This is a genomic window from Streptomyces silaceus (assembly GCF_001419745.1).
Lineage (GTDB): Bacteria > Actinomycetota > Actinomycetes > Streptomycetales > Streptomycetaceae > Streptomyces > Streptomyces silaceus.
Map to the genome: position 1 here is coordinate 1 of NZ_LIRJ01000352.1, position 26,311 is coordinate 26,311.

The 26,311-nt window shown below is 70.5% G+C and carries 25 protein-coding genes; 9 read left to right on the forward strand and 16 right to left on the reverse strand.

Going from position 1 to position 26,311, the window contains the following annotated elements; translation table 11 throughout:
• The coding region (locus AOK22_RS28860) for an alpha-N-acetylglucosaminidase (protein WP_055701660.1) at positions 1-1,791 on the forward strand (1,791 nt) is incomplete at its 5' end.
• Positions 1,792-1,831: 40 nt separating this feature from the next.
• Here AOK22_RS28860 and AOK22_RS28865 read toward each other — a convergent pair.
• On the reverse strand, positions 1,832-2,479 hold the full coding sequence (locus AOK22_RS28865) for a DUF4360 domain-containing protein (protein WP_055701661.1): 648 nt from the start codon (positions 2,477-2,479) through the stop codon (positions 1,832-1,834).
• Between the two features lie 254 nt (positions 2,480-2,733).
• On the opposite strand from AOK22_RS28865, the gene AOK22_RS28870 reads away from it, so the two are divergent.
• The 3 genes from AOK22_RS28870 (at position 2,734) to AOK22_RS28880 (ending at position 5,121) form a co-directional block, all read left to right on the forward strand.
• Positions 2,734-3,588 carry a chitosanase gene (locus tag AOK22_RS28870; protein WP_055701662.1) on the forward strand — a complete coding sequence of 285 codons (855 nt, stop codon included), beginning with the start codon at positions 2,734-2,736 and terminating at the stop codon, positions 3,586-3,588.
• Between the two features lie 155 nt (positions 3,589-3,743).
• On the forward strand, positions 3,744-4,688 hold the full coding sequence (locus AOK22_RS28875) for a hypothetical protein (protein WP_055701663.1): 945 nt from the start codon (positions 3,744-3,746) through the stop codon (positions 4,686-4,688).
• A 34-nt stretch (positions 4,689-4,722) separates the two neighbouring features.
• On the forward strand, positions 4,723-5,121 hold the full coding sequence (locus tag AOK22_RS28880) for a DUF4440 domain-containing protein (RefSeq protein WP_055701664.1): 399 nt from the start codon (positions 4,723-4,725) through the stop codon (positions 5,119-5,121).
• 38 nt (positions 5,122-5,159) lie between these two features.
• Here the strand turns inward: AOK22_RS28880 and AOK22_RS28885 are convergent, their stop codons facing one another.
• The 5 genes from AOK22_RS28885 to AOK22_RS28900 form a co-directional block, all read right to left on the reverse strand.
• Positions 5,160-6,392 carry an MFS transporter gene (locus AOK22_RS28885; protein ID WP_079036888.1) on the reverse strand — a complete coding sequence of 411 codons (1,233 nt, stop codon included), beginning with the start codon at positions 6,390-6,392 and terminating at the stop codon, positions 5,160-5,162.
• Positions 6,393-6,474: 82 nt separating this feature from the next.
• Positions 6,475-6,759, reverse strand: a complete 285-nt coding sequence (locus tag AOK22_RS28890; protein ID WP_055701665.1) for a putative quinol monooxygenase — start codon at positions 6,757-6,759, stop codon at positions 6,475-6,477.
• Positions 6,760-6,871: 112 nt separating this feature from the next.
• A complete protein-coding gene (locus tag AOK22_RS28895; RefSeq protein ID WP_425264077.1) occupies positions 6,872-7,501 on the reverse strand; it encodes a serine hydrolase domain-containing protein in 630 nt (209 codons plus the stop codon).
• Complete coding sequence (locus AOK22_RS44055; RefSeq protein WP_425264078.1) at positions 7,413-7,769, reverse strand: serine hydrolase domain-containing protein; 357 nt, start codon at positions 7,767-7,769, stop codon at positions 7,413-7,415. The genes AOK22_RS28895 and AOK22_RS44055 overlap by 89 nt, the downstream gene beginning before the upstream one ends.
• Positions 7,770-7,961: 192 nt before the next feature.
• Positions 7,962-9,362, reverse strand: a complete 1,401-nt coding sequence (locus AOK22_RS28900) for a nucleobase:cation symporter-2 family protein (RefSeq protein WP_055701666.1) — start codon at positions 9,360-9,362, stop codon at positions 7,962-7,964.
• Between the two features lie 294 nt (positions 9,363-9,656).
• Here AOK22_RS28900 and AOK22_RS28905 point away from each other — a divergent pair, with 294 nt between their 5' ends.
• A complete protein-coding gene (locus AOK22_RS28905) occupies positions 9,657-10,547 on the forward strand; it encodes a scabin-related ADP-ribosyltransferase (RefSeq protein ID WP_055701667.1) in 891 nt (296 codons plus the stop codon).
• Positions 10,548-10,681: 134 nt separating this feature from the next.
• On the opposite strand, the gene AOK22_RS28910 is transcribed toward AOK22_RS28905, so the two are convergent.
• The 8 genes from AOK22_RS28910 to AOK22_RS28945 all read right to left on the reverse strand — a co-directional run bounded on the left by AOK22_RS28910 (position 10,682) and on the right by AOK22_RS28945 (position 18,031).
• Positions 10,682-12,133: a nucleobase:cation symporter-2 family protein gene (locus AOK22_RS28910; RefSeq protein WP_055701668.1), complete on the reverse strand. Its 1,452-nt coding sequence runs from the start codon at positions 12,131-12,133 to the stop codon at positions 10,682-10,684.
• A 267-nt stretch (positions 12,134-12,400) separates the two neighbouring features.
• Entirely contained in the window at positions 12,401-13,786 is a 1,386-nt protein-coding gene (locus tag AOK22_RS28915; RefSeq protein ID WP_055701669.1) for an 8-oxoguanine deaminase, read from the reverse strand.
• 45 nt (positions 13,787-13,831) lie between these two features.
• Positions 13,832-15,259 carry a nucleobase:cation symporter-2 family protein gene (locus AOK22_RS28920; RefSeq protein WP_055701670.1) on the reverse strand — a complete coding sequence of 476 codons (1,428 nt, stop codon included), beginning with the start codon at positions 15,257-15,259 and terminating at the stop codon, positions 13,832-13,834.
• A gap of 64 nt (positions 15,260-15,323) precedes the next feature.
• Positions 15,324-16,256, reverse strand: coding sequence for a factor-independent urate hydroxylase (gene pucL, locus AOK22_RS28925; protein WP_055701671.1), 933 nt, complete (start codon positions 16,254-16,256; stop codon positions 15,324-15,326).
• A gap of 5 nt (positions 16,257-16,261) precedes the next feature.
• Complete coding sequence (gene uraH / locus AOK22_RS28930) at positions 16,262-16,669, reverse strand: hydroxyisourate hydrolase (RefSeq protein WP_055701672.1); 408 nt, start codon at positions 16,667-16,669, stop codon at positions 16,262-16,264.
• Positions 16,666-17,211, reverse strand: coding sequence for a 2-oxo-4-hydroxy-4-carboxy-5-ureidoimidazoline decarboxylase (uraD, locus tag AOK22_RS28935; RefSeq protein ID WP_237773292.1), 546 nt, complete (start codon positions 17,209-17,211; stop codon positions 16,666-16,668). Before uraD ends, uraH begins: the two co-directional genes overlap by 4 nt.
• A 167-nt stretch (positions 17,212-17,378) precedes the next feature.
• Positions 17,379-17,756, reverse strand: a complete 378-nt coding sequence (locus tag AOK22_RS28940; protein ID WP_055701674.1) for a helix-turn-helix domain-containing protein — start codon at positions 17,754-17,756, stop codon at positions 17,379-17,381.
• Positions 17,753-18,031, reverse strand: a complete 279-nt coding sequence (locus AOK22_RS28945; RefSeq protein ID WP_055701675.1) for a YkoF family thiamine-binding protein — start codon at positions 18,029-18,031, stop codon at positions 17,753-17,755. Before AOK22_RS28945 ends, AOK22_RS28940 begins: the two co-directional genes overlap by 4 nt.
• 125 nt (positions 18,032-18,156) lie before the next feature.
• Here AOK22_RS28945 and AOK22_RS28950 point away from each other — a divergent pair, with 125 nt between their 5' ends.
• From AOK22_RS28950 to AOK22_RS28960, 3 genes are all read left to right on the forward strand, one after another.
• Entirely contained in the window at positions 18,157-18,996 is an 840-nt protein-coding gene (locus tag AOK22_RS28950) for a TIM barrel protein (protein ID WP_055701676.1), read from the forward strand.
• A 44-nt stretch (positions 18,997-19,040) separates the two neighbouring features.
• Complete coding sequence (locus tag AOK22_RS28955; RefSeq protein ID WP_055701677.1) at positions 19,041-19,931, forward strand: 2-hydroxy-3-oxopropionate reductase; 891 nt, start codon at positions 19,041-19,043, stop codon at positions 19,929-19,931.
• Positions 19,932-20,120: 189 nt separating this feature from the next.
• The gene (locus tag AOK22_RS28960; protein ID WP_055701678.1) at positions 20,121-21,578 is read left to right on the forward strand and encodes a catalase; all 1,458 of its coding nucleotides are present in this window, start codon (positions 20,121-20,123) and stop codon (positions 21,576-21,578) included.
• 788 nt (positions 21,579-22,366) lie between these two features.
• On the opposite strand, the gene gcl is transcribed toward AOK22_RS28960, so the two are convergent.
• Positions 22,367-24,145, reverse strand: coding sequence for a glyoxylate carboligase (gcl, locus tag AOK22_RS28965; protein ID WP_055701679.1), 1,779 nt, complete (start codon positions 24,143-24,145; stop codon positions 22,367-22,369).
• Positions 24,146-24,499: 354 nt separating this feature from the next.
• Between gcl and AOK22_RS28970 the strand changes: the two genes are divergently transcribed.
• The gene (locus AOK22_RS28970) at positions 24,500-25,330 is read left to right on the forward strand and encodes a hypothetical protein (protein ID WP_055701682.1); all 831 of its coding nucleotides are present in this window, start codon (positions 24,500-24,502) and stop codon (positions 25,328-25,330) included.
• A gap of 30 nt (positions 25,331-25,360) precedes the next feature.
• Here AOK22_RS28970 and AOK22_RS28975 read toward each other — a convergent pair.
• Positions 25,361-26,311, reverse strand: a 951-nt coding sequence (locus AOK22_RS28975; RefSeq protein WP_055701680.1) for an MFS transporter, incomplete at its 5' end; no start/stop codon positions are given.

Consider the following 26,311-nt stretch of genomic DNA (forward strand, 5'->3'; position numbering starts at 1 on the left):
AACGACACCAACGACGGCTACACCGGCGCGTATCACGACTGGGACTACTGGCAGCGCGAGATCGACGTCCTCGCCCTCCACGGGTACAACGAGGTCCTCGTCTACGCCGGCGCCGACGCCGTCTACCACCGCGCCTTCCAGGAGTTCGGGTACACGGACGAGGAACTGCGCGCCTGGATCCCCGCGCCCGCCCACCAGCCCTGGTGGCTCCTGCAGAACATGTCCGCCTTCCCGCACCCCGTCTCCCGTCAGCTCCTCGACGCCCGCGCCCGCCTGGGCCGCCGCATCTGCGACCGGCTGCGCGAGCTGGGCATGACGCCCGTCCTGCCCGGCTACTTCGGTACCGTGCCGCCCGGCTTCGAGGAGCGGAACCCGGGCGCGAGAACCGTCCCGCAGGGCGACTGGGTGGGATTCGCGCGACCGGACTGGCTGGATCCGCGCACCGGCCACTTCGCACGCGTGGCCGCCGCGTTCTACCGCGCCCAGGACGCCCTGTTCGGCCCGACCACGATGTACAAGATGGACCTGCTCCACGAGGGCGGAAAGCCCGGCGACGTACCCGTCGGCGATGCCGCCAAGGGTGTCGAGAAGGCTCTGCGGACCGCCCGTCCGGGCGCGACCTGGGTCATCCTCGGCTGGCAGCACAACCCGCCCAAGGCCATCACCGACGCCGTCGACAAGTCGAAAATGCTCGTCGTCGACGGGCTCTCCGACCGGTTCCCGAACATCACCGACCGCGAGTCCGACTGGGGCTCCACCCCGTACACCTTCGGCTCCATCTGGAACTTCGGCGGTCACACCGTCCTTGGCGCCAACACACCCGACTGGGCCGCCTTGTTCGAGGCCTGGCGCACCAAGGACGGGAGCGCCCTGCGCGGCATTTCGCTCATGCCCGAGGCCGCCGACAACAATCCGGCCGCCTTCGCCCTCTTCTCCGAACTCGCCTGGCGGACAGGCGAGTTGGATCTGGAGGCGTGGTTCGGCGAATGGGCGGTTGCCCGGTACGGGGGACGTGACCCTCATGCCGCTGCCGCCTGGGACATCCTGCGCCGCACCGCCTACGGCACCGACCGCTCGGACGAGTGGGCCGAAGGCGCCGACGGCCTCTTCGGGGCCCGGCCCGACCTCGCGGCGACCTCTGCCGCCGCCTGGTCCCCGAAGAAGATGCGGTACGAGGCGAGTGAGTTCGAGCCCGCGCTGGGTGAACTGCTCGCCGTGCGGCAGGGCTTGCGGGGATCTTCCGCCTATCGGCGTGATCTCCTCGACGTCGGGCGCCAGGCCCTCTCCAACCGCAGCCGCGTCCTGCTGCCCCGCATCAAGGAGGCGTACGAGGACGGGGATGTCTCGCGGTTCGACCGGCTCACCCGCGACTGGCTGGAGCTGATGGATCTGCTCGAACGGCTCGTCGCGACCGACTCGCGGCACCTGTTGGGGCATTGGGTCGCCGACGCCCGATCGTGGGGCGCGGGAGCCGAGGAGCGGGAGCACCTCGCCTACGACCAGCTGTCGTTGGTGACCGTGTGGGGCAATCGGTCCGGCGCGGACGCCGGGCTGCGCGACTACGCCAACCGCGAGTGGGCCGGGCTGGTCGGCGGGCTCTACCGGCTGCGCTGGGCGCGGTACTTCAAGGAGCTGCGGGCCGCACTCACGGAGGGTCGCGAGCCGCAGGAGATCGACTGGTTCGCGGTGGAGGAGCGCTGGATCCGTGATCCGGGGCGGTTGGCGAGCGAGCCGACCGGTGACGTGCACAGGATCGCGACCGAGGTGCGGGGCAAGCTGAGCGCCTCGTAGAGGATGCGGCGCCCCCACCGCGTGGGGGCGCCGCCGCCGTTCAGGCGCGCGGGCACTCCTTCCACGCGAGGTGGTAGATCGTGCTGATGTCACCGTCCGTGGAGTCCATCGTCATGAAGCTCGTCTTCGTGGGATCCGAGGTCCCCGCGTCGAGCCGCAGCTCCGTGTTGATGTTGAAGTTGCGTTGCACCCCGCACGGCGCCCAGACCAGCTGGGCCCAGTCCGTGGTGTCGGTGGCCTGCCAGTTGTCGTTGTAGGCGCCCTTGAACTCATGGCTGATGGACGCCGTGTTGGGCGAGCCCTGGAAGTAGTACGACGCCTTCTCCGTGCCCTTGGCGCCGGCTTGGAGGGAGGCGTAGCCGCGGTAGTCCGCGCTGGCGATCGCGTACGTGAAGCCCTGGGGGACGTGGACGACGAGGTTGAGCTGGCAGTTCCTGCGGAACGCGGTGGGGTCCGCGTTGCCGCCCGCCTTGGCGATGTAGTCGCTGTAGGTGACCGTGAACGCCGTGTTGTCCTCGGAGACGGCGATGGCGGCGGTGCCCAGGGGGCAGCCGGAGCCGTTCACCGTGGCGACCTCGATCACGATCTTGTCGGGGGGAGGCTGCAGGATCGCGGTCGCGTCGTGCGCGGGGAGAGTCGTTCCGAACAGCGCCGCGACGGCGCCGCCCAGCAGCAGTGCACCAGCCATGATTCTCCGTTCCATTGCGGAGGAGGGGGGTGGGAGAAGTGCCGGTCGTGCGTGGAACGCATTGCGGGTGCCTGGAGCGGATTGCGTGAGCGAGGGGAGCGTACGGACGGGTGGGACCGGGGGCCAGGGTGAGGTCCGGCCATTCCCCGCCGCCGACGGATTGCGTCTTGACGGGTATACGTCATGCCGAATCTCTGGTAGGAAACCTTCCTAACAGAACGCGGAACGATGAACTCCCCCTTCTGGAGGCCCTCGTGGAGACCCCCCACATACCCCCGCGCACCCTGCACACCTCGCGCCGCAAGCTGCTCGCCTTCATGGGCGCCGCCGCCGTGGCCGGACCGCTCCTCGCCACGCAGACCGCCACCGCGACCCAGACCTCCTCCGGGGTCAGGGCCGGCGGGCTCGACGACCCGGCGAAGAAGGAGATCGCGATGCAGATCGTCTGCAGCGCGGAGAACTCCTCGCTGGAATGGAAGAAGCAGTATCGATACTGCGAGGACATCGACGACGGCCGCGGCTACACCGCGGGCATCATCGGCTTCTGTTCCGGCACCGGCGACATGCTCGACCTGGTCGAGCTGTACACCCAGCGCAAGCCGGGCAACATCCTCGCCAAGTACCTCCCCGCGCTGCGCGAGGTCGACGGCACCGACTCGCACGAAGGGCTCGACCCGACGTTCAAGCCCGACTGGGAGCGGGCGGCCGACACCGACGCGGAGTTCCGCAAGGCGCAGAACGACGAGCGCGACCGCGTCTACTTCAACCCGGCGGTCAAGCAGGGCAAGGCGGACGGCATCGGCGTCCTCGGCCAGTTCTGCTACTACGACGCGATCGTCATGCACGGCGACGGCGGCGACTCCACCAGCTTCCGCAACATCCGCAAGCGCGCGCTGCGTTCGGCCAAGCCGCCGGCGCAGGGCGGCGACGAGGTGGCGTACCTGAACGCCTTCCTCGACGCGCGCGTCTGGGCGATGAAGCAGGAGGAGGCGCACGAGGACACCAGCCGGGTCGACACCGCGCAGCGGGTCTTCCTGAAGAAGGGGAACCTCGGTCTCAACACCCCGCTGGACTGGAAGGTCTACGGGGACCCGTACCACATCGGGTAGTCGTCGCCCCGGTCCGGGGCGGTTCCATCGCGCGGGGCGCCGTCGGCGCCCCGCGCACTCGTGCACCCCTCTTGCCACTCACAGGCCGACATGGATACGGTCCCCGCCAACTCCCCGTCTACGCGCGTCAACCTGCACCGAGGTGAGAGATCCCCATGTTCCTTCGTACGGCCGTGCTGACCCCCGTCGTCGTCGCCGCTCTCGTCGCCCCGGGCGCCGCGGCGGCCCCGCACGCGGCCGGTGACGGCGGACCGCGGGCCGCGGACGGGTGGCAGCGCGCCGGTGACGACATCACCTCCGGCATCAGCGGCCTCGCCCTGGCCTCCCGCGCGGACGGCGCCACCCACGCCCTCGTCGTACGCGACAACAAGGAGCCCGGCCAGAACCGCGTCGCCGACCTCACCTACCGCCCCGGCAGCTCCGCCGTCGTCGAGCCGCTCGCCTGGGCGGGCGGCGGCGAGCCGGTCGACCTGGAGGCGATCGAGGCGGTGCCGGGCGCCACCGACGAGTACGTGGCGCTCGCGAGCCGCGGCCTCGTCTACCGCCTGAAGGTGACGGGCTCCGAGGCACAGGTCCTGGACACCTCCCCGCTGCCCGCGATCGCCGACGGCGACGACTACGAGAGCTTCGCGCTCACCTCCCGGCACGGCAGGCTCGCGGCCGTCTGGGCCGACCGGGGCGCGGGCAAGGACCGCCCCGCGACCGTGCACGCGGCGCCGTTCTCCTTCAACACGTACGGCGAGGCCGACTTCGGCCCGGTCACCACCGCCCGCTTCCGCGCGCCCTACCCGACCGGGGACGTCCGGCACGCCTCCGACCTCTCCGTCACGGAGACGGGCCGCCTGCTGGTCGGCTCGGCGTCGGACGCGGGCGACGACGGCCCCTTCGACTCGGCGGTCCTCGACGCGGGGAAGGTCTCGGTGAGCCGCTCGGGCGCGGTGCGGCTCTCCGTCGACACGTCCCCCGACGTCCTGCGGACGTTCAAGGGCCACAAGATCGAGGCCGTGGAGTGCGTGCCCGGCACCCGTACCGCCGTCCTCGGCACGGACGACGAGAACGGCGGCGGGTCCGTCAACTCGGCCCGGGTGTGCGGGGAGTAGCGGGACGCGAAGGCCCGGGTGTTACTGTCCCCGCATGTCCAAGGCCGAGATCGACGCACTGACCGCCGAGTTCTTCGGCACCCTCGACACGCGGGGCGGCCGGGCCGCCGGGCTTGACCGCCTCCGTGACCTGGTGGTGCCGGGCGGCGTGATCTGCAAGACCGGCCCCGACTACGCGGCGTACACCGTCGAAGAGTTCATCGCGCCCCGCGAGGCGCTGCTGTCCGGCGGGCGCCTCGCCGAGTTCAGCGAGTGGGAGACCGCCGAACGCACCGACATCGTGGGCGACATCGCCTCGCGCTTCGGTACGTACGGCAAGTCCGGCGTCCTGGACGGCGAGCCGTTCGAGGGCGGCGGCTCCCAGACCTTCCAGTTCGTCCGCACCCCGCAGGGCTGGCGGATCGCCGCGTACTCCTGGTACGACGCGCCCTGATCCGAGCCAGGGCCCCGGGGGCGGTCGGGGCCCGTTCCTCAAGTCGGCCTGCGGGAACGGCTCTTCCCCGATGCCGCGATGCACAGCGCCGCCAGGGCCGCCGTGATTCCGCCGAGGACCATCACCGTGGACACCGACGTCGCGTCCACGACCGTTCCGCCCGCCAGCGCCCCGGCCGACAGCGTCGCCTGGAACGACGACGTGAACAGGACGGACGCCGCCTCGGGGGCGTCCGGCGCGGCCGTCGCGAACCACGTCTGCGAGCAGACCGGCACCGCGCCGTACGCGAGGCCCCACACCAGGAGCAGCACGAGCGCCGCGGAACGGCTCGCGCCCAGGAGCGGCAGGAGCAGTGCCGCCGTGGCGAGGAGCGCCGCCGCCACCGCGAAGGTGGTCCGCAGGGTCCGCCCGGCCCACGCTCCCGCGAGGAAGTTGCCGACGATGCCCGCGCCTCCGTACGCGAGCAGGAACGCGGTGACGAGCCCGGGGCCCGCGTGCGTCACCTCCGCCAGGAACGGGGTGACGTACGTGTACGTACCGAAGTGCGCCGTCACGATCAGGAACGTCACGGCGAGACCGGCCCGGACGCGGGGCGTGCGGAGCAGGTCGCGGAGCACGGTGAGCCCGGTGACCTGCCGGGGCGGCAGCGGCGGCAGCGTCAGGAGGAGAGCGGCCAGGACCGCCAGCGTGAGGATCCCCATCGCGACGAACACCGTGCGCCAGCCCGCCAGTTGGGCCAGCAGCGTACCGGCGGGCACGCCCAGCACGGAGCCGAGGGGGACGGCGGAGAAGATCAGGGCGGTCGCGCGGCCCGTCCGCTCCGGCGGCACCAGGCGGGACGCGAGCCCCACGCCGATGGACCAGAACGCGCCGATGACGAAGCCGACGAGGACGCGGGAGACCATCATCAGCCAGTAGGCGGGCGCCCACGCGGCGAGGAAGTTCGCGAGGGCGAGCACCGCCATCAGGAGGCAGAGCATGCGGCGCCGGTCGACGCGTGCGGTCGTGACCGTCACGGCCGGGGCGGCGACGGCTGCGAGCAGGCCCGGCAGCATCATCATCAGCCCGGACGTGCCGTCCGAGGTGGCGAAGGTGTCGCCGATGGGGGTGAGCAGGCCGATGGGGAGGATCTCGGTGGTGACGATCGAGAAGATCCCCAGGGCGAGGGAGAGGACGGCGAGCCAGGAGACGAGGGCCGGGCGGGCCCCGGCCTCGGCCTCGGGTGCGGTGCCGGGGCGTGGGGCCTTGGTGGTGGGTGCGGGCGAGGACATGGCCCGATTCCAGCAGCGGAGGCCCGTCCCGGTCTGGCATGAATCCGACGTCGACGTCGACGCCCTGCCGCCGGGCCCTCCCCTACGGCGCGTCGATGCCGGAGATCCGGTACTTGCTCACCTCGGCGTCGCGGATCCGAGCGGCCTGCTCGGGCTCGGGACCCGCACCACGGAAGCGCGCGAGATCCTGGTCCGTCTCCCACCGCTCGTACACGTTGATCCGGTCCGGGTCGGTCACGTCCGCCGACAGGGCGTAGTCCAGGCACCCGGCGGCGGCGCGCGCCTCTTCCACGACCTTCACGCACCCGGCCAGGTACGCCTCGCGCGCACCGGCCTCCACCCACAGCTTCCCGGCGATGATGATCACGTCACTCCTCGCGTATGCGCGTGCTGTTACCAGGAGGACAGACCGCGGCGGCCCGCCGAATTCATCGGTGCCGCGCCGCAGCGGGCCGACGGCATGACGCGTCGGCACCCGCCTAGTCGTCGATCGCCTGGTACGCCGTCGTCCAGAAGTCCTGGTGCAGACGCGGGGTGTCGAGGGTGTCGATCGCCGTCTGGGACAGGAGGATCCCGGTGAGCCCCTCGGCCGGATCGGCGTACGCGGTGGTGCCGAGGCCGCCGTCCCAGCCGAACTGGCCGACGGACGCGAGGTCGCGCCGGTGGGTGCGGACCGCCATGCCGAAGCCGAAGCCGCCGTGCGCGCCGAAGTATTCGGGAAGACTGTTCTTCTCCGCGGCCTGCTCCGGGGTGAGGTGATTCGTCGTCATCAGCTCGACGGAGGGGCGGGAGAGGATGCGCTCGCCGCCGTAGGTCCCCTTGTTCAGGAGCATCTGGTAGAAGGCGTTGAAGTCGTCGACGGTCGACACCAGGCCGGTGCCGCCCGACTCGAACTTCGGGGGCCGGCTGTAGCGCCCGCCGGCCGCCTCGTCCCACACCTCCAGCTCGCCGGTCTCCTGGTCGTGGGCGTAACTCGTGGGCAGGCGGTGGAGCTTGTCGGCGGGTACGTGGAAGCCGGTGTCACGCATGCCCAGCGGACCGAAGACCCGTTCCCGCAGGAACGCCCCGAACGACTGGCCCGTGACCCGCGAGACGAGCACGCCGAGCACGTCGGATCCGGTGTTGTAGAGCCAGCGCCTCGACCGGGTCGTCGAGCCGCAGCCGGCACTCCTCGACGAGGATCATCACGGCGGCCGCCGTGACGGGCTTGGTCACGGACGCCATGCGGAAGATGGTGTCGCGGCGCATCGGCGTGCCCGCGCCGCCCGCCTCATGGGTGCCGAGCGCCTCGACGTGCGCCTCACCACGGCGGCCGACCAGCGCGACGAGGCCGGGAATCGCCCCGGAGTCGACATGCCCGGCGAGCACCTCGCGCATCCTGCCCAGGCGCGACGCGGACAGCCCCCCGCCCTGATCGGCCTTCCCGTTCCGGCTTCCGCTCTTCGTCATGACGCCTCCCCTGACGGAGCGCCCGACGCGCCCACGTTGCGAACACCGTACACAGGTGCGCACAGTGTTCGCAACGCATGAACGTCGTACGCCGGGGCCGGACGGTCCGGCCCGGGGACGTCAGTGCGTGCCCGCGGATTCCGGCTCCGCGGGGGGCGCGCCGGGAGCCGAACCCGCCTTCGTACCCAGGTGGTTGAAGACCAGGTTCAGGGCCACCGCGAGGATGCAGCCCGTCGAGATGCCGGAGCCGAGGACGATCTGGGCCCAGTCGGGGAACGCGGCGTAGAAGCCGTCCGAGAGGGCCGGGGCGAGGCCCGCGCCGAGGGTGACGACCACGATGAGGGCGTTGTCGCCGCGGTGGAGGTCGGCCTGGAGCAGGGTCTGGATGCCGCTGACCGCGATGGAGCCGAAGAGGAAGAGGCTGACGGCGGCGAGGACCGGCATGGGGACGACGGAGATGAGCGCCGCCGCGGCCGGGCTGAGGCCGATCAGGACGAGGATCGCGCCGCTGAGCGCGACGACGAAGCGGCTGCGCACCTTGGAGATCACGACCAGGCCGATGTTCTGGGCGAACGCGCTGGCGTGGAAGGCGTTGAAGAGGGGGCTGAGCGCGGAGCCGAGGGCGTCGGCGCGCAGCCCGCGGGCGATGGTCTTCTCGTCGACGTCCTTCTCGACGATCTTGCCGAGGGCGATCATGTCGGCGGTCGACTCGGTGAGGATCACCAGCATCACGACGCACATCGAGATGATCGCGGGGAGGTTGAACTCCGGGGCGCCGAAGTGCAGCGGCGAGGGGATGCCGACCGGGTCGGCGCCGTCCAGCTTCGAGAAGTCGGCGAGGCCCATCGGTATCGCGAGCAGCGTGCCGAAGATCATCGCGAAGAGCATGCTGATCTGCTTGAGGAAGCCGCGCGTGAACCGCTGGAGCAGCAGCATCATCAGGACGGTGGCGCCCGCCAGGCCGATGCTCTTCGGTTCCGGCGTGCCGGTCGTGGAGTCGTCGACGATCCAGTCGTACGCGACGGGGATGAGCGAGACGCCGATGAGGGTGATGACCGAGCCCGTGACGACGGGCGGGAAGAAGCGGACGAGCCGCGAGAAATAGGAACTGACCAGGAACCCGAAGAGGCTCGACACGATGATCGCGCCGAAGACGACCGGCATGCCGGCCTCGACGCCGCCCTGCGTGGTGATGATCGTCAGCATGACGCCGACGCCCGCGAACGAGACGCCGTTGACGAACGGCAGCCGCGAGCCGATGAAGGTGCCGATGCCGAGGGTCTGCAGCAGGGTCGCGATGCCCGCCATCAGGAGGCTGCCGCCCATGAGTACGGCCGTGTCGCCCGGGGACATCTTCGCCGCGACGGCGACCACCAGCGGGACGGAGACCGCGCCCGCGTACATGGAGGCGACGTGCTGGAGGCTCGCGACGAGCATGCGGCCCGGCGGCAGGACCTCGTCGACCGGGTGGACTTCGGGGGCGTCCGCGCGCGCGTCGGCGGACTTCGTTCCAGAACTCATGGGTGGCGCTTCTTCCGTTGCGTGACGCCGGAAGTCGCCCCTGTTCCGTGGGAGTTCATGAGACGCGGAACAGAGCAGACGTAACCGACTGGAAAGTAACTTCCGCCATGCGATCGGCGGCGCCACGACGTTACGACAGCGCACCCCGGCTGCGGAAGACCCCGGAGCCCTCCACATCGACCGCCGCGACCGCATCCACCTGCCCGTTCGGGCACTTGAGGCTGCCCTTCCGCTTCTGGCCCCGACACCTGCCCACCGGCAAGACTGGGTGCCTCTGTCACCGAGGAGCCCCCGTTGCGCGAACACGAGCACGCCAGGACGACCGACACCGCGACGTCACGAGCCGCGGCCCGCAGAGCCACGGCGGAGGCCGACACCCCGCTGCAACGGCTCCTCGCCCTCCAGGGCTCCGCGGGCAACGCCGCCGTCGTCCAGACGCTCCGCCAAGGCGAACAGCCCGCGGTGCAGCGGGCGGTGACCGGCAGCACGCCCGTCCAGCGGGCGGGCGGTCCGGACGCCATGGACGTCGACAAGCGGGACTTCTCCGACGCCGAGGAGATCTCGGACGGGGGCTACGACTCCGAGGCGAACGAGTACGACTACCCCACCTTCATGGCCGAGCGGGACACCCACCCGCGCTCGACCACACCGACGCCCCAGCCCGCGGCGGGCTTCGGCGAGAGCACGTACGGCATCGACCCGGCCAAGGTGAAGTCGATGCGCGAGGACAGGAAGCAGGGGCGTGACGTGCCGCCGCTGCGCTACCGCAAGGACAGCGAGCTGCTGTACCGCTGGGACGGCAGGACGCCCGACCAGATCCTCGGCACCGGGTTCAAGCCCTGGAACGAGAAGCTGCCGGCGAGCCTGCGGCACTACCAGAAGCTGCTGCAGAAGACCGGTTTCGTCAGCACCACCCGCTCCCCGGGCGGCTACGTGCCCGACTGGGCGCGCCAGCCGGACGGCAGCGGCTACCGCTATGTGATCGACGCCCCCGGCGGGATCGACCTGGTGGACACGCTGGGCACCACGTCCTTCGTCCAGCAGCAGGAGGTCATCTTCTGGAAGGGCATCCAGCCCGGCCACATCCTCCGCGCGGAGCTGTGCGACAAGAACGGCAAGGTCATCAAGGTCATCCCGCGCGGGGGCGCGGCGGCCCAGGGCGACGCCATGGACGTCGACGGCTGAGGGCCCCCTTCGACGGCTGACGGCCCGCAGGACGCGAGGGCGGCCCCTCGCGCGGTCGGATGCCGCGCGAGGGGCCGCAGGAGTGCCGTGGTGGCCGGGTGACCAGGTGGGCCCGTGGCCGGTGACCCGGTCGGTCAGTGCGCGACCGCCTGCCCCGGCACCCGCGTCTCGGCGATCTCGCCGCCCGGCTCCATCGGCGCCGTGACGTCGTCGTCGTCGCGTCCCCTGCCGATGTGGTTGAAGACCAGGTTCAGGAGCACGGCCGCCACGCAGCCCGTCGAGATGCCCGAGTCGAGGATGATCTTCGCGGTCTCCGGGAACGCGTGGTAGAACTCCGGCGCCGCGATCGGGATGAGGCCCACGGCCAGCGAGACGGCCACGATCAGGACGTTGTTGTCGCGCTCCAGGTTCGCCTTGACCAGCGTCTGGATGCCGCTCGCGGCGACCGAGCCGAAGAGCACCACGCCCGCGCCGCCGAGCACCGGGCGCGGCACGACCGCGATCAGCGAGGCGGCCATCGGGCACAGACCCATCAGGACCAGGAAGCCGCCCCCCGCGGCGACCACATAGCGGCTGCGGATCTTCGTCATCGCGACGAGGCCGATGTTCTGGGCGAACGCGCTGCACATGAAGCCGTTGAAGATCGGGCTGATCGCGGAGCCGAGGGTGTCGGCGCGCAGACCGGCGGCGATGGTCTTCTCGTCGGCGGGGCGGCCCACGATCTCACCGAGCGCCAGCATGTCCGCGGTGGACTCGGTCATGGAGACGACCATGACGACGCAGAGCGAGACGATCGCGGCGGCCGCGAACTGCGGGGCACCGAAGTGGAACGGCGTCGGGAAGCCGACGATGTCCGCGTCGCCGACCGGGCTGAAGTCCGTGACGCCGAAGGGGATCGCGACGAGCGTGCCGATGACCAGGCCGAGCAGGACCGCGATCTGCTTGACGAAGCCGGTGGTGAAGCGGCGCAGCAGGAGCACGATGACCAGCGTGATGCCGGCGAGGGCGAGGTTCTTCGTCGAGCCGTAGTCGTCGGCGTCCGGCGCGGGCCCCTGGGCCCAGCCGAAGGCGACGGGCATCAGCGAGATGCCGATGAGGGTGATGACGGTGCCGGTGACGACCGGCGGGAAGAACCGCACCATCTTCGAGAAGAACGGGGCGGCGATGAAGCCGAGGATGCCCGCGACGATCACCGCGCCGAAGATGATCGGCAGCGCGTCGTCCTTGTCCTTGGTCGAGTCGACGACCGCGAGCATGGGCGCGACACCGGCGAAGGTGACGCCGTTGACGAAGGGCAGCCGGGCGCCGATCTTCCAGATGCCGAGGGTCTGCAGGAAGGTCGCGAGTCCGGCGGTGAACAGACAGGCGCCGGTCAGGAACGTGAGCTCCTTGGCGGACAGACCGATGGCCGCGCCGACGATCAGGGGCGGGGCGACGACGCCCGCGTACATGGCGGCCACGTGCTGGAGGCCCGTGGTCGCCATCTTCAGTGGTGGGAGTTTCTCGTCGACCGGGTGTATGGACCCCTCGTCGGACTCCGGGGCCTTGGTGGTGCCTTGCTTGGTGAACCTGGGCTTGGTGGCCACTGTGGCTCCTCCTGTTGTTTTCCAGAACCGGCCCGCGGCCGGCACTTTTCGCTTCTGGGAGGTGGTGCGTGGTGCAAGGGCTTGCTCGATGTGAAGTTGTGGGTGGTGCTGAGAGGTACCGGCGTGGCCGGTGGTGTTGCGCCCAGGTAGTGCTGACCGCCCCGGGAACGCGAGGCTTTGGGCCGCGTTCCGGGGCGGCACTTGAGCAGCCCGCTCGGCTGCTCAAGTCCGGTCGGGGGCCGTCCCCCCCGACCGGAGATCCAGGTGTCAGGCCTCGGCGGCGATCCGCGCGAGGCGCTGCGCCTCGTCCCGCGTGGAGCGGGCGATGGCGTCCTCGTCGGCGCGCAGCAGACGGCCGTTCTCGACGACCGGCTCGCCGTTGACGAGGGAGAGGGTGACCGGGGCCGCCGCGCCGAAGACGATCGCGGTCACCGGGTCGGCGATCGAGGCGTGCCCGATGCCGTCGATCTTCCAGAGCACGAGGTCGGCGAGCTTGCCGGCCTCCAGGGAGCCGATCTGCGTGGCCCGGCCGAGGACCTGCGCGCCGCCGTAGGTGCCGAGGCGCAGGGCCTGGCGGGCGTTGAGCGCGGCCTCGCGGTGGGCGCCGAGACGGTTGATGAGCAGGGCGTTGCGCAGCTCGGTGTGGAGCTCGCCGGACTCGTTGGACGCGGTGCCGTCGACGCCGAGGCCGACGGGGACGCCCGCCCGGAGCATGTCGGGGACGCGGGCGATGCCGGCGGCGAGGCGGGCGTTGGAGGACGGGCAGTGCGCGACGCCGGTGCCGGTGCGGGCGAACGCGGCGATGTCGGCGTCGTTCATGTGGACGCAGTGCGCCATCCACACGTCCTCGCCGAGCCAGCCGGTCGACTCGAAGTACTCGGTCGGGCCCTTGCCGAAGAGCTCGTGGCAGAACTTCTCCTCCTCGACCGTCTCGCTGCCGTGGGTGTGCAGGCGTACGCCGAGACGGCGGGCCAACTCGGCGCCCTGCTGCATGAGTTCGGTGGAGACGGAGAACGGCGAGCAGGGGGCGACGGCCACCTGCGTCATCGCGTCGAAGGAGGCGTCGTGGTGCTTCTTGACGGTCTCCTCGGTGGCGGCGAGCGCGCCCTCCAGGGTCTCGACGGCGAAGTCCGGCGGCAGGCCGCCGTCCTTCTCGCTGCGGTCCATCGAACCGCGGGCCAGGGTGAAGCGGACGCCCATCTCGGAGGCGGCACGGATGATCGAGCCGGAGAGGTCCCCGGAGCCCCGCGGGAAGACGTAGTGGTGGTCCATGGCGGTGGTGACACCGCCGCGGGCCATCATCGCCAGCGAGCCCTGCGCCGCCGCGTACGTCATCTGCTCGTCGATGCGCGCCCACGTCGGGTACAGCGCCACCAGCCAGTTGAAGAGGTTGTGGTCGGTGGCCAGACCCCGGGTGATCCACTGGTAGAAGTGGTGGTGCGTGTTGACGAGGCCGGGCGTGGCGAGGTGGCCGGTGCCGTCGACGCGGCGCACGACGTTCTCCAGGCCCTCGGGCGCCTTGCCCGCGCCGATGGACTCGATCCTGTTGCCCGCGACGACGATGTACCCCGAGGCGTACTCGGTGTCGTGGGCGTCGACCGTCGCGATGGCGACGTTCTCGATGACGATGCGGTCTGCCGAAGAAGGTGCCATGGTGCTTCCTTCAATTCGTGAGTGGCGATTGGGCACGGCAGGACCCTAGGAGGATTTGAGTGCCGCGGCGGCGTCGACGCTGCCGCGGGTGCCGAGATGGTGGAAGAACAGGTTGAGCAGGACCGCGACGAGCGCGCCTGCGCTGATGCCGGAGCCGAGCACGGTCTGCGCCCAGGCGGGGAACTCCGCGTAGAAGGTGGGTGCGGCGAGCGGGATGATGCCCGCGCCCAGCGACACGGCCACGAGGATGATGTTGGAGCTGTCGTCCAGGCCGGCCTCGGAGAGCGTACGGATGCCGCTGACCGCGATGGAGCCGAAGAGGACGATGCCCGCGCCGCCGAGGACCGGCATGGGGACGACGTTGACGACCGCGCCGAGCACCGGGAAGGCGCCGAGCACGATGAGCGCTCCGCCCGCGACGGCGACGACATAGCGGCTGCGGACGCGGGTCAGCGAGACGACGCCGACGTTCTGCGCGAACGCGGAGGTCGGGAAGCCGCCGAAGACCGGGCCGACGAGGGTGGCGATGCCGTCGGTGCGCAGACCGCGGGTGATGGTCTTCCCGTCGGTCTTGCGGTCGCAGATCTCGCCGAGGGCGAGCATGCCGGCGGCCGACTCGGTCATCAGGACCAGCATCACGATGCAGAGCGAGAGGATCGCGGCGGGCTGGAAGGTGGGCGCGCCCGCGGCGAACGGCGTGGGCAGGGCCGCCAGCGGCGCCGACTGCACGGAGGTGAAGTCCGCCATGCCGAAGGGGATCGCGGCGAGCGTGCCGATGAACATGCCTGCCAGCAGGGCGACTTGCTTGAGGAAGCCGCGTCCGAAGCGCTGGAAGAGCAGGATCACGACGAGCGTGAAGGCGGCGAGCGCGAGGTACTTCATGTCGCCGAACGTGGGGTCGGTGTCGTCGCCGCCCTGCGCCCACTTCACGGGCACGGGCATCAGCGTGACGCCGATGAGGGTGATGACGACCCCGGTGACCAGCGGCGGGAAGAAGCGGAGCAGCTTGCCGAAGAAGGGTCCGATGGCGAGACAGAAGACGCCCGCGACCATCACCGCGCCGTAGATCGCGGGGAGTTGGTCGCCCTTGGCGTTGGTCTCGGCGATGGCGAGGATGGGTGCGATGCCCGCCGAGGAGGCGGCGTTCACGAACGGCAGGCGGTTGCCGACGAATCCCTTGACGCCGAGGGTCTGCAGGATGGTGGCGAGACCGGCGATCAGCAGACCGGCGGCGATGAGCCGGGTCTGGGCCACGGTGTCCAGGCCACAGGCCTGTCCGATGATGAGCGGAGGGGTGACGACACCCGCGTACATGGCGGCGATGTGCTGGAGCGCGGCGGGGACGAGCCGCGAGGGGTGAAGCTTCTCATCCACCGGGTGACAGCCGGGAGTCGACGCTCCGTCGGAACGGTCACTGTTCATCGGTGGGGTGGAACATGGGCCTTCTGCCGGCCCCGATGCAGGCTGTGCCATTGCTGTTCCCTCCGGTGTGGCGCGCCCCCGCCCACTGCGGTGGGGCGGGGGCGCGCGTCCCGCGTCAGAGGTTGGTCATGTCGACCGGGATCTTCGGCTCGACGCCGTCCCGCAGGATCGTGGCCTCGATGAGGCCGTAGGGACGGTCGGCGGCGTAGTAGACGGCCCCGTCCTTGGCCTCGTTGTCGAGGCCGAAGGCGGAGAGGTCCTGACGGAAGTGGTGCTTGTTGGGCGCGGAGAAGCGGATCTCGTCGATCTCGCTGCGGTTGTTGATGACCCGCGAACCCATTTGGTAGAGCGTCTGCTGGAGCGAGAGGGAGTACGTCTCCACGAAGGCGTACAGGATGTGCTTCTTGGCCTGCTCGTACGAACGCTCCCAGCTCGGCATGCGCTGCTCGTCACTGGTCCAGTTGTGCCGCCACCAGGTGGACAGGGAGGTGGCGAGGATGCGGTCGTAGTCCTCTTGGAGCGTCGTGTACTTGTCCTTGATGTAGCCCCAGAACTCGGAGTTCGTGGAGTTCATCACGGTGAGGTCCTTCAGGCCCGAGAGGACCTCGAACTTCTCGCCGTCGTAGGTGATCTGGGCGAGCCGCGTCTCCTGGCCCTTGCGGACGAAGGAGTGCTTGACCTCGTCGGCGCCGATGAACTTGGCGTTGCTGTCGGAGCCGCCGATGCGCTCCCAGGCGTACTCCTCGATGCGGATGCGCGCCCGGTGGATCGAGGGCTGGCTGTCCACGAAGTGCCGCGCGAGGTGGATGCCGTACTGCTCGGCGGACTCGATGCCGTATTCCTTGGCGAACGCGAAGCAGGTGTTCTTCGTGGTGTCCGTCGGCAGGCAGTTGGCGTTCGAACCGTTGTAGTGGACGTCGTCCAGGTCGCCGGAGAGGGCGACGGAGACGTTCAGGTCCTTGATGTGGTGGGTGTCGCCGTCCCGCGTGATCTTTACGACCCGGTTCTCAGCCTTGCCGTACTGGTTCTGTCCCAGAATGGTGGGCATGTCTGCTAGCTCCCTCGGTAAACGGAGTAGCCGAACGGGTTGAGCAGCAGCGGTACGTGGTAGTGCTCGCCCGGCGTGACGGCGAACGTGATCGCCACCTCCGGGAAGAACGCTCCGGTCGCACCGCTGTCCCGATTCGCGGGGGCGTCCTGCTGCGCCTCGGCTTGCTTGTTCTGCTTGGTCAGGAAGTACGCCTCGGTCTCGAAGTCGAGACGTACGTGGGTGGTGCCCTCCGGCAGGGCCGGGAGGTCCTTGCAGCGCCCGTCCGCGTCGGTCGCACTGCCGCCGAGCGCCTTCCACTCCTCGCCGGCGCCGCCGCGGGCCGACAGCGAGATGGCGACGCCCTCGGCGGGGCGTCCGACGCTGGTGTCCAGGATGTGGGTGGACACCGAAGCGGTGGTGTCGGTGCTCATGCGTCGCTTCCTTCTTCTACGAGACGGGTGAGGCGGATGCGGTTGATCTTGCCCAGTTCGGTGCGGACGATCTCCCGCTCCCGCTCCGCGTCGTTCTCGATCCGGATCCTGAGCTGGCCGAGCATGAACTCGGCCGTGGCGCCGGTGGCGCAGATGAGGAAGACGTGTCCGAACCTCTCCTGGTAAGCCAGGTTCAGTTCGAGCAGTTCGGCCTTGAGTTCCTCGGAGGCCCCGGCCATCCCGCGCTGCTCGCGGGCGGACGTCGGGTCTCCCGGCTTCGGGCGGCCGATCGGCGGGTGCCCCGCCATCGCCTCCGCCAGGTCGTCCGCGGTGAGCTCGGCCATGGCGGCGTCGCTCGCGGCGAAGAGGGCGTCGGCGGTGGTGAAGGGGCGCTGGGCAAGCAGCTTGCTTCCCCAGGCCGAAGAGGCACATGCCTCGTGGAGGGCGGCGGCGGCCGCGGCCTCCTCCAAGGCGTTGAACCGGGCGATGCCCGCGGGGGGTGTGGGGGCCTCCCCCACAAAGCGCTGTGTACTCGAAGTCACGGGAGCCTCCGTGGCCTTGTGCTGGACGGGCTGCGGAACAGCTAAGACCTTCAACAACACCGCGTCAACAGTTTGTTGAAATAACTTGAACAAAGAAGCCGCCACCCGGCGATACGGGTGACGGCTCGGCTGCGCAGCGTGACTCGGGGGCGTCCCGACCGGGGAGATTATTCGCCCTTCGCGGCGTTCTCCCTGTTCAGGTAGTTGTACACGGTGAAGCGGCTGACCCCGAGGGCCCCCGCCACCGTCTCCACGCCGTGCCGCACGGAGAAGGCCCCGCGCGCCTCCAATATGCGCACGACCTCCTGTTTGGCCTTGCGGTCGAGCTCGGAGAGCGGCCGGCCCTGCTTGCGCTCCAGGGCCAGCAGGATGTGGTCCAGGGAGTCGGCGAGCTGCGGCAGCCGTACGGCCACCACGTCCTCGCCCTCCCAGGCGAGGACCACGTCGTCGGCCCCGGCCTGGTCCGGCGGCATCATCTCGCCGCCCATGGCGTCCACCAGCGGCTTCACCGCGGTGACGAACGGGTCGTCCCCGAAAACGGTCACTTATCCCCCTCCCCCGGCTCCCGCGCCTGCCCCGGTTCGCCGATCACGTTGACCTGCAGCGAGACCCGGGTGGCACCCGCCCCGAGGGACTTGCGCAGCATGGCGTCGACCGCGGTCAGCACCGCGTCGACGTCCCCCTCCGCCGTGTTGCCGAACGGCCCTACGTCCACCGCGTCCAGCGGCGCCCCCTGAATGACCTCACGGGCGACCAGCGCATGCGCCGGGGCCTCGTCGAGGTCGAAGGGTTCGGTCGTGAACTCCACTCTCAATCGCACGCGGCCAACCTAGCCCGGCCACGCGAAATTTCGGCAGCCCCCTCTTGACAGCTTCCGCAGATCGGAGGCAGTCTTCCACCAGACAGAAATGAACTTCCGCAATACGGAAGGAGCGCGGAAGCCCCATGGGATACTCCGACCAGCGCTTCAATGTGAACCTGTCGATCCTCTTCACCGAGCTCCCGCTCCTGGAGCGCCCCGCGGCCGCCGCGAAGGCGGGCTTCACCGCGGTCGAGCTGTGGTGGCCCTGGGTCGACGCCCCCACCCCCGAGCAGTCCGAGCTCGACGCCCTGAAGAAGGCGATCGAGGACGCCGGCGTCCAGCTGGTGGGGCTGAACTTCTACGCCGGGCAGCTGCCGGGTCCCGACCGCGGCGCCCTGTCGATCCCCGGCGAGGAGAGCGAGAAGTTCCGTGCGAACCTCTCGGTGGCGGCGGACTTCGCGCAGTCGCTCGGCTGCAAGGCCCTGAACGCGCTGTACGGCAACCGCGTGGACGGCGTCGACGAGGCCGCCCAGGACGCGCTCGCCCTGGAGAACCTGGCGCTCGCCGCCCGCGAGGCCGACCGCGTCGGCGCGATCCTGCTGATCGAGGCGCTGAACAAGCCGGAGTCCCCGCTCTGCCCGATCGTGAGCGCGCCCAAGGCGATCGAGATCGTCGACAAGGTGAACGCCGCGACCGGACTCGGCAACGCGAAGTTCCTCATGGACCTCTACCACCTGTCCATGAACGGCGAGGACCTCCCCTCGGCCATCGAGCAGTACGTCGCCAGGACCGGCCACGTGCAGATCGCCGACAACCCCGGCCGCGGCGCCCCCGGCACCGGCTCGCTGCCCCTCGAGGGCCTCCTCGACCAGCTCAAGAAGGCCGGTTACGAGGGCTGGGTCGGCCTGGAGTACAAGGCGGGCGACCGTCCGAGCGCCGAGGCCTTCGACTGGCTGCCCGCCGAGGCCCGCGCCGCGCGCTGAGCGCCAACTCACCGACGTACGAAAGCAGTTAGAGAGGCACCCTCATGAGCAACCTTCCCAAGATCGCGTGGATCGGCCTCGGCATCATGGGCTCCCCCATGTCCGAGAACCTGATCAAGGCGGGTTACTCCGTCACCGGCTTCACCCTGGAGCAGGACAAGCTGGACCGTCTGGCCGCGGCCGGCGGCACCGCCGCGAAGTCCATCGCCGAGGCCGTCAAGGACGCCGACGTCGTCATCACGATGGTGCCCGCCTCCCCGCAGGTCGAGGCCATCGCGTACGGTGCCGAGGGCATCCTGGAGAACGCGAAAACGGGCGCCCTGCTCATCGACATGTCGTCGATCACGCCGCAGACCTCGGTGGACCTGGCCAAGGCCGCCAAGGACAAGGGCATCCGCGTCCTGGACGCCCCGGTGTCCGGCGGCGAGGCCGGCGCCATCGAGGCCGTGCTCTCCATCATGGTCGGCGGTGAGCAGGCGGACTTCGACGAGGCCAAGCCGCTCTTCGACGCCCTCGGCAAGACCATCGTGCTGTGCGGTCCGCACGGCTCGGGCCAGACCGTGAAGGCCGCCAACCAGCTCATCGTCGCCGTCAACATCCAGGCGTGCGCCGAGGCCGTGGTCTTCCTGGAGAAGTCCGGCGTGAACCTGCAGGCCGCGCTCGACGTCCTGAACGGGGGGCTCGCGGGTTCGACCGTGCTGACCCGCAAGAAGGACAACTTCCTGAACCGGGACTTCAAGCCCGGCTTCCGGATCGACCTGCACCACAAGGACATGGGCATCGTCACCGACGCCGCCCGCAACGTCGGTGCCGCCCTGCCCGTCGGCGCCGTGGTCGCCCAGCTGGTCGCCTCGCTGCGCGCCCAGGGCGACGGCGGCCTCGACCACTCGGCGCTGCTCCGCGCCGTCGAGCGTCTCTCCGGCGCCCAGCTCTGAGGCCCTGAGGGCCCCGGAGCACCCAGTCTTCCGGGCCGCGGCGGCGCTGACACCTGTCCTGTCGCGCCCAGGCGTCGCCGCGGCCCGGAACCACATCATCAACTTCAACAAACTGTTGACGTAGCTGTTCAGGGGTCCATACGCTCCGAACACCTCAGCAGCTCAGCAGTCACAGCACGGAAGGTCACGATGTCGAAGCGCGTGCTTACGACCGAGTCCGGCGCCCCCGTCGCCGACAACCAGAACTCCGCCACCGCCGGCGTCGGTGGCCCGATCCTGCTCCAGGACCAGCACCTCCTGGAGAAGCTCGCCCGCTTCAACCGTGAGCGCATCCCGGAGCGCGTCGTCCACGCCCGCGGCTCCGGTGCGTACGGCTACTTCGAGGTGACCGACGACGTCACCGGCTTCACCCACGCCGACTTCCTCAGCGAGATCGGCAAGCGCACCGAGGTCTTCCTCCGCTTCTCCACCGTGGCGGACAACCTCGGCGGAGCGGACGCCGTCCGCGACCCGCGCGGCTTCGCGCTGAAGTTCTACACCGAAGAGGGCAACTACGACCTCGTCGGCAACAACACCCCGGTGTTCTTCATCAAGGACCCGATCAAGTTCCCCGACTTCATCCACTCCCAGAAGCGCGACCCCTTCACGGGCAAGCAGGAGCCGGACAACGTCTGGGACTTCTGGGCGCACGCCCCCGAGGCCACGCACCAGATCACCTGGCTGATGGGCGACCGCGGCATCCCCGCCTCGTACCGCCACATGAACGGCTATGGCTCCCACACCTACCAGTGGACCAACGCCCAGGGCGAGGCCTTCTTCGTCAAGTACCACTTCAAGACGAACCAGGGCATCCGCAGCCTCTCCGCCGAGCAGGGCGCCGAGACCGCGGGCAAGGACCCGAACTCGCACCAGACGGACCTCCTGCAGGCCATCGAGCGCGGCGTGAACCCGTCCTGGACCCTGCACGTGCAGATCATGCCCGCGGCGGAGGCGGCGGACTACCGCTTCAACCCGTTCGACCTCACCAAGGTGTGGCCGCACAAGGACTACCCGCTGCAGCGCGTGGGCCGCCTGGTCCTCGACCGCAACCCGGACAACGTGTTCGCGGAGGTGGAGCAGGCAGCCTTCTCCCCGAACAACTTCGTCCCCGGCATCGGTCCGTCCCCCGACAAGATGCTCCAGGGCCGCCTGTTCGCCTACGCGGACGCGCACCGCTACCGCCTGGGCGTCAACCACACCCAGCTCGCGGTCAACGCCCCCAAGGCGGCCAAGGCCGACAACTACGGCCGCGACGGCCTGATGGCGACCAACGCCTACGGCCGCGACCGCAAGAACTACGAGCCCAACTCGTACGACGGCCCCGCCGAGACCGGCAAGCCGCTGTCGGCGCCGCTGGCGGTCAACGGCCACACCGGCACGCACGAGGCTCCGGCCCACACCAAGGACGACGACTTCTTCCAGGCGGGCGAGCTCTACCGCCTGATGTCGGAGGACGAGAAGTCCCGTCTGGTGGCGAACATCGCCGGCGGCCTGTCGCAGGTCTCCCGCGACGACGTCATCGAGAAGAACCTCGCCCACTTCCACGCCGCCGACGCCGACTACGGCAAGCGCGTCGAAGAGGCCGTCCGCGCCCTGCGCGAGGACTGAGCGAGCAGTAACTCCCAGGCTGCATCGGTGGGTTGACGGGAGGTCGACTCACCGGTGCTGAGCCCGCACCGCCACGGACCCGGATGAGGGGTGGTCCCGTGGAACAGCGGGCAGGCACGGGTCCGCGGCGGCTTCGCGAGCCAGTGCGGTGGTAAAGGTCCGACGGCTCTCCTCTCGACCTGAGGGAGGAAGCCGACGGTTCCGTCGCGACCGCCGCGGTCCCAGCCGACATCCTCCACTCGCCCCGGAGGACCCACAGACTCCGCCCGGCAGCGCGCATGCATGTTCCGCCAGTCGCGCGCCGTCGGGCGGCAACAACTCCACACCCACCAGGCCAGAGCGCCGAGTACGGACGGTCCCGTACTCGGCGCTCTTCTGTGTGCGGGGCGGTTTGATCCCTCCTCTTCCCTTCCTCCGCCCCTTCCCCCGGCACCTCCGGCTGTACGGCGGACTCCCTCCCCGAGCCTCCGGCTGTACAGCGGCTGTACGGCTCCCCCACGGCTCCGCGCACCGACGCCTTGGGGCACCTACGCGTCGCGGTGGGCACCTGGCGAGGGAGCGCTTCAGGGCCAGGGGACGAGGGACCACTTCAGAGCCACGGCCCACTGGACTCCACGGCGTACAGGGAACCGTCGCCACGGTTCAAGGGAGCCGTCGCCACGGGTCAGAGGTAGGTACGTCCAGTGCACCCGCGCCGGCACCAGGGCACCCACGCACGGCGAAGCCCGCGCACGCCGAAGGGGCGGTCCCCCCCTCGGGTGGACCGCCCCTGTTCGGTGCGGGTGGTGTCAGACCTTCAGCGGGCGGATCGCCGTGGGCGCGTGGCCCGGTTCCGTGGCGATCTCCTCGAACTCGGTGACGTCCGAGATGTCGGCCGTCTTGCTCATCGCGATGTTCGTGACGCGCTCCAGGATCGCCTCGACGACGACCGGGACGCGGTGCTCCGCGGCGAGCTTCTTGGCCTGCTCGAAGGCCGGCAGCAGCTCGTCCGGCTCGGTGACGCGGATCGCCTTGCAGCCGAGGCCCTCGGCGACCTTGACGTGGTCGACGCCGTAGACGCCCAGCTCCGGGGAGTTCTGGTTCTCGAACTCCAGGTTGACCTGGAAGTTGATGTCCAGGCCGGCCTGCGCCTGGCGGATCAGGCCGAGGTAGGCGTTGTTGACGAGGACGTGGACGTACGGGATGCGGTGCTGCGCGCCGACCGCCAGCTCCTCGATCATGAACTGGAAGTCGTAGTCGCCGGAGAGGGCCACGACCGGGGTCTCCGGGTCGGCCTTCGAGACGCCGAGCGCGGCCGGGATGGTCCAGCCCAGCGGGCCCGCCTGGCCGCAGTTGATCCAGTGCCGCGGCTTGTAGACGTGCAGCATCTGCGCGCCCGCGATCTGCGAGAGGCCGATGGTGGTGACGTACCGCGTCTCCGGGCCGAAGGCCTTGTTCATCTCCTCGTAGACGCGCTGCGGCTTCATCGGGACGTCGTCGAAGTGCGTGCGGCGCTGGAGCGTGGACTTGCGCTCCAGGTGCGAGGCGACCCACTCCGAGCGGTCGGGAAGCCTGCCCGCGGCCTTCAGCTCCTTCGCCACCTCGACGAACAGCTCCAGCGCGGCCTTGGCGTCCGACGCGATGCCGTAGTCGGGGGCGAAGATCTTGCCGATCTGCGTGGGCTCGATGTCGACGTGGACGAACGTGCGGTCCTTCGTGTAGACGTCCAGCTTGTAGCCGGTGTGACGGTTGGCCCAGCGGTTGCCGATGCCGAGGACGAAGTCCGACTCCAGGAACGTCGCGTTGCCGTAGCGGTGGCCGGTCTGCTGGCCCACCATGCCGGCGTTCAGGTCGTGGTCGTCGGGGATGGTGCCCCAGCCCATCAGGGTCGGCACGACCGGCGTGTCGGTGATCTCGGCGAACTCGACCAGGAGGTCGGAGGCGTCGGCGTTGATGATGCCGCCGCCCGCGATGATCAGCGGACGCTCGGACTCCAGGAGGAAGCCGATCGCCTTCTCGATCTGCGCGCGGGTCGCGGCCGGCTTGTAGACCGGCAGCGGCTCGTACGTCTCCGGGTCGAACTCGATCTCGGCCAGCTGGACGTCGATGGGCAGGTCGATGAGGACCGGGCCCGGACGGCCCGAGCGCATCAGGTGGAAGGCCTGCTGGAAGACGCCGGGGACCTGCGCGGCCTCCAGGACGGTGACGGCCATCTTCGTGACCGGCTTGGCGATCGACGCGATGTCGACGGCCTGGAAGTCCTCCTTGGCGAGCAGGTGGCTCGGCGCCTGCCCGGTGATGCACAGGATCGGGATGGAGTCACCGATCGCGGAGTACAGACCGGTGATCATGTCGGTGCCGGCGGGGCCGGACGTACCGATGCAGACACCGATGTTGCCCGGGTTGGTCCGGGTGTAGCCCTCGGCCATGTGCGAGGCGCCCTCGACGTGGCGGGCGAGGGTGTGGTCGATGCCACCGCCCTCCTTGAGCGCCTTGTAGAAGGGGTTGATCGCGGCGCCCGGCACTCCGAACGCGTTGACGACGCCTTCGCGCTTGAGGATCTCGACTGCCGCGCGGGCAGCGGTCATACGTGCCATGGGAGTTCTCCTGCTTCGACAACGGCTTCGACAGCTTCGGCGGCCGTGACGGCCGACGAGTACGGCTGGCGGTTTCGGCTCCCGTCGCGCCCCGCGGTGAGCTTCAGTTTCCGCATTGTGGAAAGTTTGTTCTGCTATATGGAAGCAATGTAAGCGGGCGCGCCAGAGACCGTCAAGAGACATCCGGGATCCGGCCGAGGTGAGGAGCGCCCGGCGGCCGTTGTCGCAACTTGCCGCCGCCGGGCACGCCTTGGGTGGAGGATGGGAGGGGACGGCGCGAGGGGTCGACGGCACCCCGGTGAGCGAGGCGCGCGACGGTACGGCGTACGGCGGGCGGTGACGACGATGGCGGAGAGTGGCGTGCCGATACGGTGCCCGGACTGCCGGCGCGAGCATCTGTACGCACCGCCCCACTCCCCCTGCGCGTGCGGCGCCCCGGTCGCCCCGACGGTGGTGCGGGGCGCGGCGCCGGTACCGGTCACCGACGCGACCTGGGCGGACCAGTGGGTGACGGTGCGCTGCTGGGCCTGCGGCCGCCAGGGCCAGTGGCCCCAGCCGGAGCTGGGCTGCTCCTGCGGGACGACGCTGCGCATCCCGGTCGTGGCGAGAGAGACGGCCGCGGGGGAACCGGCCGGCGGGGATGCCCGTGGCCGAGGGCCGAGGGCCGGAAACCCGTCCGCGCACGGCCGGGGAGCCGGGGAGCCGGAGGCCGACGGCACCGGAGAGGACCGCCCGCAGGCCCCGCCCGCGCACATCCCGCTGCCCCGCACCGCCCCGCGCCCGCGGCCCGCCTTCCGGCCGGTGACCATCCGCGACGCGCGGGACGCCGTGACCGTGGCCGCCCTCTATCTGCGCTGGCTCGGCTACCTCAACACCCGCAGCGCCGCGGGCCGCCCCACCTCCGGCACCCGCATCGCCGCGCGCGGCCTGCTCGCCCAGGTCGAGCCCGCGCTGCGCCCCACCACGCTGCGCGACGTCGAGTGCCTGTGGCTGACCGCCATGAACGACGCCGGCGACACCCCCGTCACCTGCGCCTACTTCTCCCTGTCCGGCTATACGCCCGAGGCCCGCGCCTGCGCGGACTCCCTGGCCATGCCGCTGTTCACCATGGACCTCACGGGCACGCCCCAGCCGATCAACAGCGCGGCGGACGAGCTGGTCGCCACCGGGGCGTGAGACCGGGGCCCGCCGAAGGACGGACCCGGCCTACCGGGCGGCGCGGGCGCGCAGGTGCAGCAGGTGCCGGGCCAGTGCCAGGCCCGCCAGGAGCGCGACGAGACCGCACACCCCCGGCCAGCCGAAGGCCTCGTACGCCCGCACCCCGAGCCACGACCCGACGCTGCCGCCGAGGTAGGCGCACGTCATGTACGCCGTGTTGAGCCGGGCCCGCGCCTCGTCGCTCAGGGCGAAGATCCGTACCTGGCTGGCGACCGAGCCCGACTGCATGGCGACGTCCAGGAGCAGCGAGCCCACCGCGAGGGCGGCGATGCCCCACGCCCCGCCGAGGCCGCCGAGGAAGAGGACCGCCGCCGCCACGAGGACCGCGACGAGGCAGACGAGGTTGACCGCGTCGGGCCCCCGGCGGTCCACCTGGCGGCCCGCGAGCGGCGTACAGAGCATGGTCCCCGCGTTGACCAGGGCCAGCGCGCCGATCGCCGACGCGCCCAGGCCGTACTCGGGGCCGGTCAGGAGCAGCGCCATGCCGGTCCACAGGGCGGAGAACCCGCCGAAGATCATCGCCTGGTAGAAGCCGGAGCGGCGCAGCTCCGGCTCGGTGCGCAGCAGCCGGAGCGACTCGGCGACGAGCGAGGGATAGCGCTGCCGGGTCGGCGCGGTCGTCGACGGCAGCACGCGCGCCAGGACGCACGCCATGACCAGGGCGACCGCCGCCGTCAGCAGATAAGGGGCGCGCCAGCCCAGCCACTCCCCGATGCTGCCGCCGAAGGCGCGGGACAGGAGCATGCCGCCGATCGAGCCGCTGAGCAGCGCGCCGGTGACGGCGCCGCGCCGGTCCGCGGGCACCAGGCCCACCGCCATGGGCGCCACGATCGGGGCGATCACGGTGGTGGCGCCGACGAGGAAACTCGCCGCGACCAGGGATTTCAGGCCCGGGGCGGCTCCCGCGCCGAGCAGGCCGAGCCCGGCGAGCGCGAGGAG